The organism is Facklamia miroungae (genome assembly GCF_012396555.1).
GTDB lineage: Bacteria > Bacillota > Bacilli > Lactobacillales > Aerococcaceae > Facklamia > Facklamia miroungae.
On record NZ_JAAXPS010000005.1, the window covers coordinates 21,558 to 37,283 of the forward strand.

At 33.5% G+C, this 15,726-nt stretch carries 12 protein-coding genes and 4 pseudogenes; 13 read left to right on the plus strand and 3 right to left on the minus strand.

The window, feature by feature from the left end:
• Window positions 1-81 precede the first annotated feature (81 nt).
• From HF969_RS06275 to HF969_RS06285, 3 genes are all read left to right on the plus strand, one after another.
• A complete protein-coding gene (locus HF969_RS06275; protein WP_090289932.1) occupies window positions 82-1,596 on the plus strand; it encodes a helicase HerA-like domain-containing protein in 1,515 nt (504 codons plus the stop codon).
• Between the two features lie 126 nt (window positions 1,597-1,722).
• The gene (locus HF969_RS06280; protein WP_090289933.1) at window positions 1,723-2,571 is read left to right on the plus strand and encodes a Cof-type HAD-IIB family hydrolase; all 849 of its coding nucleotides are present in this window, start codon (window positions 1,723-1,725) and stop codon (window positions 2,569-2,571) included.
• A 13-nt stretch (window positions 2,572-2,584) separates the two neighbouring features.
• Window positions 2,585-2,920, plus strand: a complete 336-nt coding sequence (locus tag HF969_RS06285) for a hypothetical protein (RefSeq protein ID WP_090289934.1) — start codon at window positions 2,585-2,587, stop codon at window positions 2,918-2,920.
• A gap of 42 nt (window positions 2,921-2,962) precedes the next feature.
• On the opposite strand, the gene HF969_RS06290 is transcribed toward HF969_RS06285, so the two are convergent.
• The gene (locus HF969_RS06290; RefSeq protein ID WP_090289935.1) at window positions 2,963-3,973 is read right to left on the minus strand and encodes a glycosyltransferase; all 1,011 of its coding nucleotides are present in this window, start codon (window positions 3,971-3,973) and stop codon (window positions 2,963-2,965) included.
• A gap of 203 nt (window positions 3,974-4,176) precedes the next feature.
• Here HF969_RS06290 and HF969_RS06295 point away from each other — a divergent pair, with 203 nt between their 5' ends.
• The 4 genes and pseudogenes from HF969_RS06295 to HF969_RS06315 all read left to right on the plus strand — a co-directional run bounded on the left by HF969_RS06295 (window position 4,177) and on the right by HF969_RS06315 (window position 7,736).
• Window positions 4,177-4,974 carry a hypothetical protein gene (locus tag HF969_RS06295; RefSeq protein WP_090289936.1) on the plus strand — a complete coding sequence of 266 codons (798 nt, stop codon included), beginning with the start codon at window positions 4,177-4,179 and terminating at the stop codon, window positions 4,972-4,974.
• A 91-nt stretch (window positions 4,975-5,065) separates the two neighbouring features.
• Complete coding sequence (rlmD, locus tag HF969_RS06300; protein ID WP_090290009.1) at window positions 5,066-6,436, plus strand: 23S rRNA (uracil(1939)-C(5))-methyltransferase RlmD; 1,371 nt, start codon at window positions 5,066-5,068, stop codon at window positions 6,434-6,436.
• 158 nt (window positions 6,437-6,594) lie between these two features.
• Window positions 6,595-6,888 (plus strand): annotated as a pseudogene (locus HF969_RS09925) (CD1845 family protein).
• A 78-nt stretch (window positions 6,889-6,966) separates the two neighbouring features.
• A pseudogene (locus HF969_RS06315) lies at window positions 6,967-7,736 on the plus strand (replication initiator protein A).
• A gap of 62 nt (window positions 7,737-7,798) precedes the next feature.
• Here HF969_RS06315 and HF969_RS06320 read toward each other — a convergent pair.
• A pseudogene (locus tag HF969_RS06320) lies at window positions 7,799-8,059 on the minus strand (plasmid mobilization protein); the annotation flags it as partial.
• A gap of 296 nt (window positions 8,060-8,355) precedes the next feature.
• Here HF969_RS06320 and HF969_RS09930 point away from each other — a divergent pair.
• The 6 genes and pseudogenes from HF969_RS09930 to HF969_RS06350 all read left to right on the plus strand — a co-directional run.
• Window positions 8,356-8,589 (plus strand): helix-turn-helix domain-containing protein, encoded by a 234-nt coding sequence (locus HF969_RS09930; RefSeq protein ID WP_090289939.1) that lies wholly within the window; start codon window positions 8,356-8,358, stop codon window positions 8,587-8,589.
• Window positions 8,590-8,613: 24 nt separating this feature from the next.
• On the plus strand, window positions 8,614-9,267 hold the full coding sequence (locus tag HF969_RS06330) for a response regulator transcription factor (protein ID WP_090289940.1): 654 nt from the start codon (window positions 8,614-8,616) through the stop codon (window positions 9,265-9,267).
• A 3-nt stretch (window positions 9,268-9,270) separates the two neighbouring features.
• On the plus strand, window positions 9,271-10,122 hold the full coding sequence (locus tag HF969_RS06335) for a sensor histidine kinase (protein ID WP_168427173.1): 852 nt from the start codon (window positions 9,271-9,273) through the stop codon (window positions 10,120-10,122).
• A 79-nt stretch (window positions 10,123-10,201) separates the two neighbouring features.
• Window positions 10,202-10,888, plus strand: a complete 687-nt coding sequence (locus HF969_RS06340; protein ID WP_090289942.1) for an ABC transporter ATP-binding protein — start codon at window positions 10,202-10,204, stop codon at window positions 10,886-10,888.
• Window positions 10,881-13,391, plus strand: a complete 2,511-nt coding sequence (locus HF969_RS06345) for an ABC transporter permease (protein ID WP_090289943.1) — start codon at window positions 10,881-10,883, stop codon at window positions 13,389-13,391. Before HF969_RS06340 ends, HF969_RS06345 begins: the two co-directional genes overlap by 8 nt.
• 273 nt (window positions 13,392-13,664) lie before the next feature.
• Window positions 13,665-13,934: pseudogene (locus tag HF969_RS06350) on the plus strand (sigma-70 family RNA polymerase sigma factor); the annotation flags it as partial.
• A 237-nt stretch (window positions 13,935-14,171) separates the two neighbouring features.
• On the opposite strand, the gene HF969_RS06355 reads toward HF969_RS06350, so the two are convergent.
• Window positions 14,172-15,485, minus strand: coding sequence for an HlyC/CorC family transporter (locus HF969_RS06355; protein ID WP_090289944.1), 1,314 nt, complete (start codon window positions 15,483-15,485; stop codon window positions 14,172-14,174).
• Window positions 15,486-15,726 lie beyond the last annotated feature (241 nt).

A 15,726-nucleotide genomic window follows, 5' to 3' on the forward strand; every position in this document is an offset into this window, starting at 1 on the left:
CTCCTTGTTAATTGATAATTAGGTGCTGATCACAAAAGAGTATGCTAAAATTAATCTGATGAATCGTAAAGGAGAGTCAAAATGAATTCACAGTTAATGTTTGGATATGGTTCTAAAGCGGTTGGTTTGAGTATCGACAAGCTAAATCGACACGGATTAATAGCAGGAGCGACAGGAACAGGAAAAACAGTAACCCTCAAGGTAATTGCCGAGCAGTTAAGTCGAGCAGGTATTCCGGTTTTTTTATCAGATATTAAAGGCGATTTGACTTCTTTAGCTGAAGCAGGTAGTTCTGAAGGGCTGATAGAAAGAATTCAAGCCACGCATTATGAAAATTATGAAAACCAGGCTTTTCCCATCGAAATTTGGGATGCGAGTGGACAATCCGGTCTTCCGCTAAGAATAACTGTTTCTGAAATGGGGCCTATTCTTCTCGCTAATCTATTGGGTTTAAATGAAACCCAAACGAGTATCTTAAATGTTGTATTTTCAGTTGCAGATGAAAAAGGGCTTTTATTAATTGATTTAACTGATTTGAGAGCCATGTTAAATTTTGTTGGTGAGCATGCTAAGGAGTTAAGTAGTGCCTATGGAAATATATCGAAGGCTTCGATTGGGGTTATATTACGTAGTATCGTAGTGCTGGAGCAACAAGGAGCAGCTGAGTTTTTTGCAGAACCTAGTCTTGAAATCGAAGATTTAATGCGCTTAGATGATTCAGGTCGAGGAATTATTAATATTTTAAATGCTACTAAGCTCTATCAAACACCTACATTATATGCGATGGTCTTACTTGCTTTATTAGGAGAGTTGTTTGACAGCCTGCCAGAAGTAGGGGACTTAGAAAAGCCTAAAATGGTCTTTTTCTTTGATGAAGCGCATGTTCTCTTTAAAGATACGCCAAAAGCCTTAGTTGAAAAAATTGAGTTAATCGTTCGGTTAATTCGGTCTAAAGGTGTGGGTATTTTCTTTGTGACACAAAATCCGATGGATTTACCAGATAGTGTCTCGTCTCAACTTGCTAATCGCATTCAACATGGCTTAAGGGCCTTTACTCCAAAAGAACTGAAGGTTGTTAAGGCTGTTAGTCAAACGTTTCGTCAATCCGAAACTTCAAAAATGAATTTAGAAAAAGTGATTCAAGAATTATCGACGGGAGAAGCCGTCGTTTCGACTTTAGATTCAGAAGGCACTCCGAGTATTGCTGAACAAGTAATGATATATCCGCCAATGAGCAAATTAGGTCTTGTCGACCCACAAACCATTTTGAAAACAATCAATCACTCAAGTCTTATTGAGAAATATGGCGAAACATTCAATCGTGAGTCGGCCCATGAGCAATTAAACAAAGTCATGCAAGATACACAAGAAGAGTTAATCGAATCGATTGATCAAAATCAAAAAGACATAACACCTGATCAACGAATTAAGGAGTTAGAAGCAGAATTAGCAAACAAAGTTAAGCAATCAGTTAAATCAGGGACCAGACGTACGGATTCGAACCTTGACCGCTTTACTAAAAATATGATGAGTCAGGTCGGTCGAGAAATTGGGCGAGTTATTACACGCTCGATTACAGGTATGTTTAAAAAATAGTGAATAAATTTTTTTAAAGGATGATGATTTTTTCAAAAAACGGTATAATCGGATAGAGAAGGCATTAATTTAAAATTCGGAACCACTTATCACTTCTAGCAATAATAAAAAGGAGCATTAATTTCTATGACTTTAAAACTCATTACAATTGACCTGGATGGAACACTGCTCAGAACAGATAAAACCTATGACCGTGATCGATTTAATCGCGTTTTAAAGCAATTAAGAGCTGAAGGGGTTATTGTAGCAATCGTTACAGGTAATTCTTATCAGAAAATAGCGGATTATTTTGAAGAATCAATCTGGCCAGAACTGTATTTTGCTTGTGATAATGGTAATTATATTGTCAAGAACGATCAAACGCTAAAGAAAATCGGGATTGATTATCAAGATTTTACGCAAATCGTTGACTTTTTAGACGAAATCCGAGCTTATTCTCCTGTTTTAGGTCTCGGAGATGCGGCTTTTTTCAGAGAAACAAAAGGTGCATTATATGATTTTATATCCCGTTATGCTAAGGATGTAAAATATATTCCTCAATTTTCAGAGTTGCCGGAAGATTCAGTAGTCACTAAGATCTCTATTGCTACTCAAGATACTTTGGATCGGAATAAGATTTTAGCACGTATTATTAATGAACGCTACGAAGATGTGACAGCTGTTACTTCAGGAGACGGTTGGGTGGATGTTTATAATAAAGAAGGCGGTAAAGGAAGCGCTCTACGTTATTTACAAGAAAAATATCAAATCACCCCACAAGAGTCTATGGCGTTTGGAGATTCCTTAAATGATGAGAGTATGATGACTCAAGTCCAATATAGTATAGCGATGGAGAATGCAGATAAAGATTTGGCTATGCAATGTCGATATAAAATTGGAAATAACAATGATCAGGCTGTGATTTGTACACTTGAAAGCTATGCTCAATCAATGAATTTAGCTTTTTTAGAAAAATACCGTACAATAAAAGAATAGTTAGGTTGGTAAAATGACAAAGAAAATACAAAAGCAAAACGCAAAAAATAAAATAGATGAGATGGTTCAAGTGGACGCCTTTTTTATCCCTGCTCACCAAGCAGAAATGTATACAACTTTAAGGGAAGCGGTTGCTAATGAAGCTCTAGAATATTGGCGAGCTAAATACCCTCAAGTTCACCGGATTAATGATGATCCAGACGAGGGAGAAGCGATTCAAGTCAGAGATGCGAATGACCAAGAACTCTTTCGTTTTTACCTCAATCCCTTTAATATTTCGCAAGCTCAAAAAGCAAGAGACAAGGACCAACTGGCTAAATTTTTAGTGAAGTTTGAAGAGGAAAGCTAAAATAATCCCACCTTTGTATGAGACAAAGGTGGGATTAAATTTTTATTTTATTTTTTGAGCCTCTTGGTAAATGGCTAATAATTGTTGACCAATTTGAGGAAGATCACGGTCAACCGCAATTTGGTAGGCAGGTTCCACTAAAGAAGGCAGTTGCCCTTCATAGGCTCGCTGGATTTTTTGCTGAAATTCTTCCAGGTTTTTAGCTTTATGAACATTTACTCCGTCTTCTAGCCAGCCGTCAAAAACAGGGATATCACGTACGATAAAGTCTGTTTTCATGGCACAAGCCTCAATCGCCGGTATTCCCTCAGTTTCTTCAAAGGTTGGGAAAATGTAAAGATTGCTAGCTAATAATCCTGCACGAATATCCTCATTTGGGACATAACCTGCAAACTTTAAATTCGGCAATTTGGTGGTGACAGCTGTTTTAATTTCATCAGGTACATAGCGCAGGTCTAAATAGCCGAACCAAATGAATTGAATATGTGGTAAGCGCTTGGCTAGTTCTACAAAGTCCAAAATACCTTTGCGTTTTAGATAGAGGCCAATCCCCATAACAACAAAGTCGCAAGCTTGATAACCATATTTATCACGGAAGTTACGAATAATTGTTTGTTTGTTAGTGATTTGAAATTTTGATAAGTCAATGCCGTTGGAAACGGCATAAATAGGTTGATCGAGACCATAATTTTCTAAGAGTCTTTTTGAGTAGGGTGTAGGTGTGATTATAATGTCTCCTAAACGATAACATGTAAGTAACCATTGTTTGAAACTAGGTGCGAGCAGGTTCGAAAAGCGAAAAGAATTCTCAAAGTCTTCCTTGGTTGAGTGGGCGTGATAAACAACTGGAATCCCTTTCTTTCGACACTTGGCAGCTAAAAGATATGATTTAGGAAAGTAGGTATTAATATGCAATAGATCAAAAGCTTCATTCGGGTTCATGGTATAATCAATTCCTATATACTCTAGAGCCTTTTGTTGATGCTGGATAGCTTTGCCTAAGCCTGAACGCTTAATTTGTTCGAGGTTACCTGAATAAAGTAAAACGCGCACCTGATTACCTACTTTCTTTCTTAGCTGAAGACCTAGTGATTAGTGTCTAACTCATCTTTTTTTAAATTTGTGTACTTCTTATTCTAACGAATACCAACCTGTTTAACAAGTTTTACAAATTAAGTGAGAAAGCTATTTACTCTTTATAAAATATTTGATGTATAATCGAATTGATGAATAAAATTTTGAGAGGGGGACTACGAGTGACGTTACAATTTGGACAAACTTTTCTCTTGCCGGGACGCTCACTTCTTCAAAAAGAAATAGATAGGTTAAGAATAGATTTAACTCAAGCCGTTTTTGAATATGATGAATTGCTCTATAAGGATTGTAGATATTTAGAAAACCAATTCTATTTTAATGTTGGCAAAGAATGGTTAAATTTATTGCAGAAACATTATCAATCCATTTCTTTAGAAAAAAAATATCAGATAATGAGAGCATACATAGGAAAAGAAAAGGATCACAGACTACGAGAAGTGGACAAAGATTTAGGGGCTTATCACCGTTTAATTCTAGAGATCGAAGAGAAGATTAAAGCAGCAGACGATTGGGGATACGAGGAAGAATTATCAGAAGAAGAATTGCGTTCGATGCGTGGGATTTATCGCGAAATAATCACTCTGGCTCACCCGCTTTTGTACCCTATGCAATCAAAAGCCCGAGAAGCGCTCTACCAAAAGGCTTTAACTGCATATAAACGAGACGACTTTGAGATCCTTCAGTTAATTTTGGAAAATTTAAATGAAGACTATGCCCAAAACACCTCACTGAAACTTAGTCAGTTAGTTGAGTTGAGAAAGAATCTTTTGATCGCTTTATATGAAACCCGTTACCAACTTGCTCTTAAGAGATCAGCTTTTCCCTATCTCATCCATGATAATATATTAAAGGATACTTTAAGCGAGAAGATGCGGCAAGGATTTATTCAAAGGCAAAAGCAACTGCACGACAAAATAAAGCACTTAGAGTATCAAATAGCTAAGTTTAAAGAAACTTAAACAATAAGCTTTTACTTTGTTAGAAGCCTTTTAGTTAGAAGTATTTTAAATGCTTGATTTAGACCCAATCAAAATTACAGAGGAGTATTCAATGACAAATAACTTTAAAAAAAACCAGCTTTTACAGGCAAAGGTTGAAGACTTAACCCACGAAGGAATGGGTGTTGCTAAAATAGAAGGCTTTCCTTTCTTTATTGAAGGCGTTCTTCCCCAGGAAGAAATTGAATTTAAAGTAATAAAAACAGGCAAGACCTATGGTTTTGGCAAATTCGTTCAAATAATAAAATCGAGCCCTGATCGCGTAGAAATGATGGATGATCTCGGACGACAAACAGGGACACTGACTTTACAGCATTTATCTTATCCAGCGCAATTAGCTTTCAAACAAAAAGTAGTTAAAGATGCCTTCGAGCGGATTGGACACTTCAAAGACCTAACAATTCAACCTACTTTGGGCATGGAAGAGCCTTGGGGCTATCGAAACAAGGCACAGATTCCGGTTCGAATGGTCAAGGGTCAACTTGAAACGGGATTCTACCGTAAAAATAGCCATGATCTAATCCCTGTTGAAGACTACCATATTCAAGATCCAGCTATTGATCAAGCGATCTTAATTGTTCGTGATCTTTTGCGAAAATATCACATTTCAGCTTATGACGAACGATCCCATAAAGGGTGTATCCGCCATTTAATCATCAGAAAAGGTCATTATAGTGATCAACTTATGGTGATCCTTGTGACTCGAGCGAAGAAAATTCCTCAAATCGAAGATTTGATACAAGAAATGATTGATAAAATTCCTCATCTCGTATCGATTATTCAAAATATTAACCCCGCTAAAACAAATGTTATTATGGGTAAAGAAACTTATTGCTTATGGGGTCAAGAATATTTTGAAGACCAGATGCTAGATATGACTTTCAGGATTTCACCACAGTCTTTCTATCAGATTAATACCAGTCAGGCTGAGCGTTTATATCAATTAGCAATTGAAGCAGCAGATTTCGATGGCAGTGAGACCGTTTTGGATGCTTATTGTGGGATCGGGACTCTATCGTTAGCAATCGCCAAGCATGTTAAAAGTGTCTATGCTATGGAGCTAGTAGTAGAGGCAGTGAAAATGGCTGAGCAAAACGCAGAGATTAATCAAATTAATAATGTGCATTTTGAAGCGGGATCGGCAGAAGACTGGTTAGCAAGATGGAACCAAGAAGAGATTCACTTTGATGTGGTGACAGTTGATCCGCCTCGTAAAGGGTTAGATGGTCATTTTATCGATAACTTAATGACTCAAGATCCAGTTAAAATTGTCTATATTTCCTGTAATCCGTCTACTCAAGCACGTGATTGTCAATTACTCGCTCAAGCGGGCTATCAAATTGAAAGTATTCAGCCTGTAGATCTTTTCCCATTTACCAATCATGTGGAGACCATAGCGTTGATACAAAGAGTGAAACCGTAAAAATCCTGCATTTTAAGCAGTTTTACAAGCATTTTGTCTTTGTGGAAGATGGTGAAGGAGGACGAAAAAAAGTCCTGAAAAATTATATTGATGTAAATGTTTGTATTGATATGGTGTGTGGAGATACAAAGAAGGCTTTAGAAAGTGAGGACTACTAAATGAGATGGATATTAAAAATAATCTTATTTCCAATTAGTTTACTGTTAAGTATCCTCACTGCTTTTCTAACATTTTTACTTGCCATAGGAATGACAATACTGTATTTGCTAATGCTTATGTGAGTAGTTGTTGGGGTTGTATCATTGTTTCAAAAAGATTTTTCAATAGGCATAGAAGCATTGATATTAGGATTCTTGTTAAGCCCATACGGAATACCGATGGTTGGAGCAGCAGTTATAGCTTTTTTACAAGGTATCAATGAAGCAATAAAATCAATTTTAAAAATTTCATAAAAATGGTTACCAAAGGCGATAGAAGAAAAAACTATCGTCTTTTTCTTTGCAAATTTTTAAGTAGGGAGGTGATTTTATATGGACTTTGACTATTTCTATAATCGTGAAGCAGAACGATTTAATTTTTTGAAAGTGCCTGATGTATTGGTGGACGGAGAAGAATTTAAAGGACTGTCTGCCGAAGCAATTATCCTTTATTCCATGCTTTTGAAACGAACAGGAATGTCATTTAAGAATAACTGGGTGGATAAGGAAGGTAGAGTATTTATCTATTTCACAGTCGAAGAAATTATGAAAAGAAGAAATATTTCAAAGCCTACTGCCATAAAAACATTAGATGAGTTAGACAGTAAAAAAGGAATAGGACTAATTGAAAGAGTAAGGCTTGGACTTGGTAAGCCGAATGTCATTTATGTCAAAGATTTTATGAGTGTATTAGCGGTAAAAGAAAATAACTTCAAGAAGTCAAAAAACTTAACTTCAGAAGTAAAGATTTTAACTTCAGAAGTAAAGAAAATGAACTTCAGGAAGTTAAAAATGTTGACTCTAACTATATAGATAATAATAAGAGTGAGTATAGTAAGAGAGAGTATAGTTTTGGAGAAATCGGACTTGGTACATTTCAAAATGTCTTTTTAAAGGACGAAGATATAGCAGACTTGCAGATTAAAATGAACTCACAGCTTGATAACTATATCGAAAGATTATCAGCCTATATCAAGAGTACCGGAAAGACATATAAAGACCATAAAGCAACAATCCTTTCTTGGTTTTATAAAGATCAAGGAAGTAAGAAAACATCCATTATCCCTACATGGGAAGATTATGATAAGGGAGAACACCTATGATAAAAGAATTAGAAAAAGTGATGATAGAGAATGTAGAGTATTCCTATTATCCTGAAACAGAGTATATCGTCCTTATAGATTACGCTGGTGGAATTTACACGCTTTGCAATTTGATTGATATTGTTTGTAGCGTTGGAAAGTAAACCTTGTAAATCTCTAAAAGGTTCTAAATCCACTTGATAAATTTCTTTTTCTAAAACGCATTTACGGATGAAATGGCTCATATTTCTGCATTTCGCAAGTTTTCTTTTCTCCTCAAAAAGAGCCTTTTCTTCTTTGGTTAATTTAATTTCAAGTCTTTCATTTCGTATTCTGTTTGCCATAAGTTATTTCTCCTTTCGATGTATTTTGGGGTCTTAGGGTTCTCCCTAACAAGCTAAAAATTGATAAAAAAAGAAGCAGATCCCAAAGGGCTGCTTCATCAATTTTTCCGTAAGTGTCCGTACACTTACTGTGCTTGCTACAAAAGAATGAATTAGATAGCAAGCATTAAGCGGGTTTTGAATTTTATAGGTATATTATACCACAATTATTGAAGTTTTTTTTGAAAGAATAGCGATTTTTATAGTATAATAAATTATCTTATTTGTTAAATAATAGATAATAAAAGGAGTTCATTGTGCTAAAGAATAATATAGAACTTGATGTAAAAACAAAGTGTATTGAAGCAGGAATTACACAGGTAAAGTTAGCTCAGAAAATTAAAACATCTGCTCCATATGTAAACCGAGTTATTCGTAGTAAAGAATCCATTATTAATAATACATTTATAAAAATGATGGAAACTTTAGGCTATGATGTAGAATTAAGATATATAAAGCGTGGTGAATACGATTGTAGTAAAAATGATTGAATAGTTTATAGGGAGATAGTTGCTATGAAAAAAATATATATTATCGAAGATGATAAATCAATAAATCATGGGATAGAACTTACACTTGGAAAAGAAAAGTATGAGTTTAGAAATTTTTATAATTTATCGGATGTTAGGGATATAAATGATGCGGATCTTTTTATATTAGATATAAATCTCCCGGATGGGAATGGATTGGATTTTCTTAAAGTGATTAGAAAACATTCGCAAAAACCAGTGCTAATCTTGACTGCAAATGATACGGAAATTGCAGAAGTAGAAGGTCTTCAGTTCGGTGCGGATGATTATGTAACCAAGCCATTTTCTCTTATGGCATTAAGGCTACGAATAGAAAAACTTTTATCTAGAAATGCAGAAAAGACTTCATATAGTAAATATGGATTAGATTTAAACTTTGATTCTTTTGTTTTTAAAAGCAATGGCATTGAATTTGAACTTAGTAAAACTGAGATTAGATTACTGAAATATTTGGTTGAAAATGAAGGTGTTATTTTATCTAGGGAAAAGTTAATTGATTATGTGTGGCAGAATCAGATGTTTGTTGATGAAAATGCTCTTTCTGTAGCAGTGAAAAGACTTCGTGATAAGATTGAAAATGGGGAAGTAAAACTTATACACACTATTTATGGAATAGGATATGTTTTCAGAATGGAGTAGATGATGTTTAGAAAAAATGAATTTATAGTTCTAAATGAAATGCTTGATTTAGCAATAAATGGTGAGTTTGAGGAAAAACTTTTTGATGAAACAGAACTATCAAAATTTCAAACCAAGTTCATGCGTTATCTTACAAATTCATCTATGTCAGAAAAGAAAATTAGTGAAGAAAAGAATAAGCTAAAACAATTGATTACAGATATATCTCATCAAACTAAGACACCATTAACAAATATTGTCATGTATTCTGAGTTGCTATGTGAAATTGTAGAGGATTCAAAAATAAAAGATTATGCTAGTGAAATTAGTTTGCATAGTAAAAAGTTAGAAGAACTTATAAATGCTTTAACAAAGATGTCAAGGCTTGAGGGTGGAATATTTCAATTTAAAGAAAGTGATGTTTCACTTGCTCAGATAATTACAAGTGTAGTGAATCAAGCTTATTCAAAAGCTTCTTGCAAGAATATAAAAATAGACATTGAAGTTGATTCAGATACTATGGTAAAAGTTGATGAAAAATGGATGGTAGAAGCAATATTTAATATTTTAGACAATGCGATTAAGTATTCTGAAGATAATACTAGGATAAAGATTAAAACATTTTGTTATGAAATGTTTTGTGGAATAAGTATTATGGATCAAGGTTTAGGAATATCAGAATATGAAATACCAAAGATTTTTTCTAGATTCTATAGAGGGACTCTTGTGGGCAGTACAGAAGGAATTGGTGTTGGATTGTTCCTTTCACGAAATATTATTGAAAGGCATGGCGGATATATTAAAGTTAAATCTAAAGTAGGAGTTGGCAGTACTTTTAGTATTTATTTTCCAATTCTTTCAAAAGTGAAAGATTGATGAAATAATATGGAAAGAATAAAGAGTCATGCTAAGTGTATATAGATATGCTTAGCATTTTTTTCATGGAGGGATAAATATGGAAGTTCTAAAAACAAAATCATTAAAAAAATACTATAACCAATCCAAAGTGGTTGTAAAAGCTATTGATGGAGTGGATATTTCAATATCTTATGGAGAGTTTGTCGCTATAGTTGGTTCCAGTGGCAGTGGCAAGTCAACTTTGCTCAATATGCTTGGAGGATTGGATAGACCAACGGATGGAACTGTACTAGTTGATGGAAAGGATATATTTTCATTTAAGGAGGAAGAGTTAACTATATTTAGACGAAGAAAAATAGGATTCATTTTCCAGGCATATAATCTTGTGCCGGTACTTAATGTATATGAAAATATTGTTCTTCCTATAGAACTTGATGGTAATGATGTGGATGAAGCGTATGTAGATTCTATTATTACCTCTTTAGGGCTAAAGGAAAAAATAAATAGTATGCCTAATCAATTATCAGGAGGTCAGCAACAAAGGGTCGCAATTGCCAGAGCACTTGCCACTAAACCATCCATTATACTAGCTGACGAACCAACAGGAAATTTAGACTCAAAAACAAGCCAAGATGTTGTTGGACTTTTGAAAGTTACAGGAGAAAAATTTAATCAAACAATAGTTATGATTACTCATAATGAGGAAATTGCTCAGACAGCAGATCGCATTATAAGAATAGAAGACGGTCGCATAGTTTCAAAGGGCGGTGGTCTTGATGCGTAAAATAAATAATCGAAAATGGATTTCTAACATAAGTAGAAAAAGCATGCAGGCTAATAAGAAAAGGAATTTAATCCTAATCATTGCTATTTCACTCACAGCTTTTATGATGACAACAGTATTTACTGTTGCAGGTAGTATGATAAACGGTATGGAAAAAGCTACTATGTATCAAGTTGGAACTGATTTACATGCAGGCTTTAAATACTTAACACAAGAGCAATTTGATAAGCTATCTCAAGATAATAAAATAAACAAACTCTGTTACAACATTATCGTAGGTAAATCAACTAATGAAGAACTGCAAGAAGATTATACTGAAATTAGATATTCAGACGAAATAAATGCAAAGCATTCATTTTCATTCCCTGAAATTGGAGAGCTTCCCCAAAAGGAAAAAGAGATTGCGACTTGTATTAATGTACTTGATGACTTTGGACTTCCACATGAGATTGGTCAAAAAATTCATCTAAAAATGGATAATGGACTTGATACCTATGAAGGAGACTTTGTTGTCAGTGGAATTTGGAAAAAGCCGGCAGAAACACTAGCTAATCAAATCTTTGTATCTAAAGAATTTCAAGAAAAATTTTCTCCGGCTTGGAAAAATGAAGTGGATATGAAGAATTTTTTAAATGTTAATTCATACGCCGGTTCAATTAATCCGGGATTTAATTTTAACAATTCTTTTAATATTAGCGGGAAGATGGATGCTTTAAAAACCAGACTTGATTTTGGAAAAGAAGTAAATGAAGGAGTTAACTGGGCATATGCTACATCATCAATAGATCCGACAAGTGTTGCTATTATGATTTTTTTACTGTTCATAATTGTGATTTCAGGATATCTGATTATAAGCAATATTTTTAATATCTCGATAACCAGAGATATTCATCATTATGGTTTGCTTAAGACCATTGGAACAACTAACAGGCAACTTAAAAAAATCATAATCAGACAAGCGATTATGATTAGTACTATTGCGATACCTATCGGTCTTGTAAGTGGCTATTTGGCGTCGATGGTAATTATTCCATTAATTGTTAGTAATATGATTAGTATTCCTGTCAAGATGGAATTTAATATATGGTTTTTTCTAATAAGTGCCATATTTTCATGGATAACTGTCAGAATAAGCTGCGTAAGATCATGTAGAATTGTTAAAAAAGTATCGCCTATTGAGGCTGTAAGGTATGTGGATTACTCAAATTCTATTAAGAAAAAAAATAAAAAAACTCATAAGATCAAACCTGTAACTATGGCTTGGCAAAATATCGGACGGAATAAAAAGAAGACATTTTATGTAATTCTTTCCATGGCGTTGAGCATAATTTTGCTGAATATAACCATATCTCTTGTAGCAAGCTTTGATGAAGATAAATATATAAGTAGTTTTTCTAGCTCTGATTTTACTGTGGCGGACGCTTCTGTTTTTAACAAACATTCTATAGTAGCGAATTATGAAGGGGTGAATCAAGATGATATTGAATATTGTAAAAAACTTGCAGGAATAGAGAAAATAGGTGCGATTTACATGTCGGCAGGACTTCATAAAGTAGATGATACAGTTTTGAATAGAGTGAAAAATTTTTATGAATCTATTAGAAGTGAAATTAATCCTGATGAGGCAAAAGATCTGGAAAGTCGTATTTTTGGTAATCAAGAGATATACAGCAAAGTATACGGATTAGATCAAATGGTTTACGAGAATCTTGAAATGGATGCTGGAAATTTGGATTGGGGAAAATTTAAATCAGGGAAATATGCAGTTGTTTCTGCTCCAATTGAAGGTTCTGGAGATGATGCAGCTTTAGCATTTTATAAAATGGGAGAAAAAATTAGCGTGAAAATGCCTGATGGTTCAGTAAAGTCATATGAGGTAATGGGAATTGGAAAAGTTCCTTATTCTATGGGACCGGGATATTCACAAACAATAGATGTTAATATTATGCTCCCATCAACAGAATATTTATCTTACTCACAGAATAAAAAAGCGATGAAGCTTTTCGTAAATGTTGATGATTCGTATATAAATGTTGCAGAGGCATCGTTAATTGAATACAGCGAAAAGACAAAACCACTTCTTGATTTTGAATCAAGAAATAAATATAAAGAGAGTTTTAATGAAATGAAAAGAATATTTCTATTGATTGGAAGTGCAATGAGTTTAATTCTTGCATTGATAGGAATTTTAAATTTCATAAACTTAACTTACACATCCATAAACGAAAGGAGTGGTGAACTTAAAACACTTCATGCGGTAGGGATGACTAATAAGCAGATAAAAAATATGCTTGCTACTGAAGGCGTGATGAGAATATTTTTTACATTCGTTGTGGTATTCACAATTGGAATAGGATTAAACCATACTATAGTAAATATGATTGCTGGACAAATGATAATGTTTAAATATCAGTTTGTTGTATGGCCAGTGTTAGTAGCCATACCATTATTTTTGTTGATTGCATATATAGTACCCCAATTGTGTAAGTGGCAAAAAGTATAAAAATTAAATTAAACTATATATTTAGTTAAAAGGATGTGGAGAAGAATGTCGATATATTTATATACATTAAAAATAGATCAAGATATAATACACTCTCCTTTTTCCTGCGTTCTTAATACCTTTATGCCTTCTTAAATATTTAAATAATCAATTAAATAGAATTAAAGGAAGATCAAGTTTCTTCCGTTTTCGAGGACTTCTTATGCCTATGTGCAGAAGTCCTCCTTTTTTTGCCTGAAAAACAATCAGTCAAAAGAAATGGAGGACTTCTAAATGAAAAAAGAATATTACCTTTATGTCAATGGACAAAAGGTTAGCGTCAGCGAGCAGATATATAAAGTCTACTGGCGAGAAAAAGAACACGAAAAGTATTTAGAGCAGGTGGACAAGAAAAACCACTTGCTCTTTTTTTCATCATTGGATCATGACGGACACTTTATAGATAATATTGTTGATCAAAGTGTTGATGTAGAAAAGATTGTGGAAACACAAATGATGATTGAATCTCTCAGAAATGCTATATCAAGACTCAATGATGAAGACATGTGGAGACAGTAGCTATGTTGTCAAAGAAAAAAGTAAAACTGATTAAATAAAAAGGTTCTAAAATTTTAAAATAAATTTTAGAACCTTTTTTATGTTATTGAACATGTTGTGGGAAGATATAGCATAAACTAGACGTCGTATACGCTAAGTTTATTTGAGATAATTTATTTAGGGAATTCATTATAAACTTTTAATAAAATTTCAAACAAAGATTTGAAATAAAAAATTCATTTGCTATATTTTATTTTTAATAGTAGTTAAATTTAATTTAATAATCCGCTTGTCATCAATTTCAGTTACCTTTAAGATGTAATTTCCTAATTGGATGGTATCACCTATCTCTGCCAGACGACCGATTTGTTCAAGAAAAAACCCGCCTATTGTTTGGGAATAATAGGTTTCTTCAATATTCATGTTAAAAAAATCAATGATCTCATTTATATTCGCTACTCCCAAAATATCATAGGACCCATCAGAGTTCTTGATAGCTTCGTAAACTCTTTCGTCTGTTTCATCCCAGATCTCGCCTACCAACAATTCAAGAATGTCTTCCATGGTAATGATTCCCCAAAATTCACCATATTCTCCTCTAATAATAGCAAAAGGTATCTGTTCTGTTTGCATTTTAGAAAGGACTCGGGTAACTCTCTCACTAGGATAGACATACAGAACCTCAGAAACAATTTCGCTTACTTCTTTTTCATCAGAAATTCCTAGTAGCAAGCGAGAAAAATCTTTTTCATGGATGTATCCCACCGTATTATCAATACTATCATCAAAAACAACTATTCTTGAATAGTTGTTACAGTAGACCTCTCTTTTTATTTTATCTATAGGGTCATTGATATCAATAGAAATAACATCGGTTCTAGGAACAAGAATAGATTTTACTTTTAAGTCATCTAATTTAATGGCAGAACGAATCAAAGAATGTTCATAATTACTTAGGTTGCCAGTTTTTTCTGCTTCATTTATTAAAACTAAAATCTCTTCGTCACTGATTTTTGAATCTTCATTATTTTTAAACAATTTACTTACATAAATAGTCCACTTGTTAAATAGCCATATTAAAGGTTTAAATACTATCACAACTACATTTAGAATCGGAGCAGAAAATCTTGCTAATTTCTCAGATTGTTGATTGGCTATTGATTTGGGAGTGATTTCTCCAAAGATTAATACGGCTATGGTCATAACCATCGTGGAAAGGAATGCTCCATTTTGAGGGAAATGTCTCACAAATAATATTGTTGCCAAGGTAGAAGCGCCCACATTTATAACGTTATTCCCGATGAGTATTCCTGATATTAAAGCATCATAGTTGTCTTTTAGTTTTAAAACAAGACTTGCCCTGGGGTCCCCTTGTTGAGCTTTAGATTTTATTCTTATACTATTCAAAGAAGTAAAGGCTGTTTCAGAAGCAGAAAAAAAGGCGGATCCTCCAAGTAAAAAAATTAGTATAATAATATTCGTTATCGACTCGCTTTCCATGGATATTCCTTTCTTATATCTGGGTCTATATTTTATTTTTGTATTTAAATGACCCATGAATTATTTACTATTAAATATATCATAAAATCACAGCAAAAGAATAAATTTCAAAGAATAATTAAGAGCTTCAAAAAATAGTTACAAAATTCATAAATAGATGCTAACGAAAGGATTTTTAATAAGAAACATAAATTGTTCAATATTATTAAACCTATAAGTTAGTAATTAGGGTTTTTCTTGATAGATTTAAAATGGTGTTTGGTTCCCATATGTATTAGTATCTGTTCTAACTTATATG

Excerpts from the sequence above, each read along its gene's own strand:
- HF969_RS06340 (WP_090289942.1), top strand. The coding sequence starts at position 10,202 with ATGGAAGTTCTAAAAACAAAATCATTAAAAAAATACTATAACCAATCC.
- HF969_RS06335 (WP_168427173.1), top strand. The coding sequence starts at position 9,271 with ATGTTTAGAAAAAATGAATTTATAGTTCTAAATGAAATGCTTGATTTA.
- HF969_RS06330 (WP_090289940.1), top strand. The coding sequence starts at position 8,614 with ATGAAAAAAATATATATTATCGAAGATGATAAATCAATAAATCATGGG.
- HF969_RS06275 (WP_090289932.1), top strand. The coding sequence starts at position 82 with ATGAATTCACAGTTAATGTTTGGATATGGTTCTAAAGCGGTTGGTTTG.
- HF969_RS06285 (WP_090289934.1), top strand. The coding sequence starts at position 2,585 with ATGACAAAGAAAATACAAAAGCAAAACGCAAAAAATAAAATAGATGAG.
- HF969_RS06280 (WP_090289933.1), top strand. The coding sequence starts at position 1,723 with ATGACTTTAAAACTCATTACAATTGACCTGGATGGAACACTGCTCAGA.
- HF969_RS06355 (WP_090289944.1), bottom strand. The coding sequence starts at position 15,485 with ATGGGTCATTTAAATACAAAAATAAAATATAGACCCAGATATAAGAAA.
- rlmD (WP_090290009.1), top strand. The coding sequence starts at position 5,066 with ATGACAAATAACTTTAAAAAAAACCAGCTTTTACAGGCAAAGGTTGAA.
- HF969_RS06345 (WP_090289943.1), top strand. The coding sequence starts at position 10,881 with ATGCGTAAAATAAATAATCGAAAATGGATTTCTAACATAAGTAGAAAA.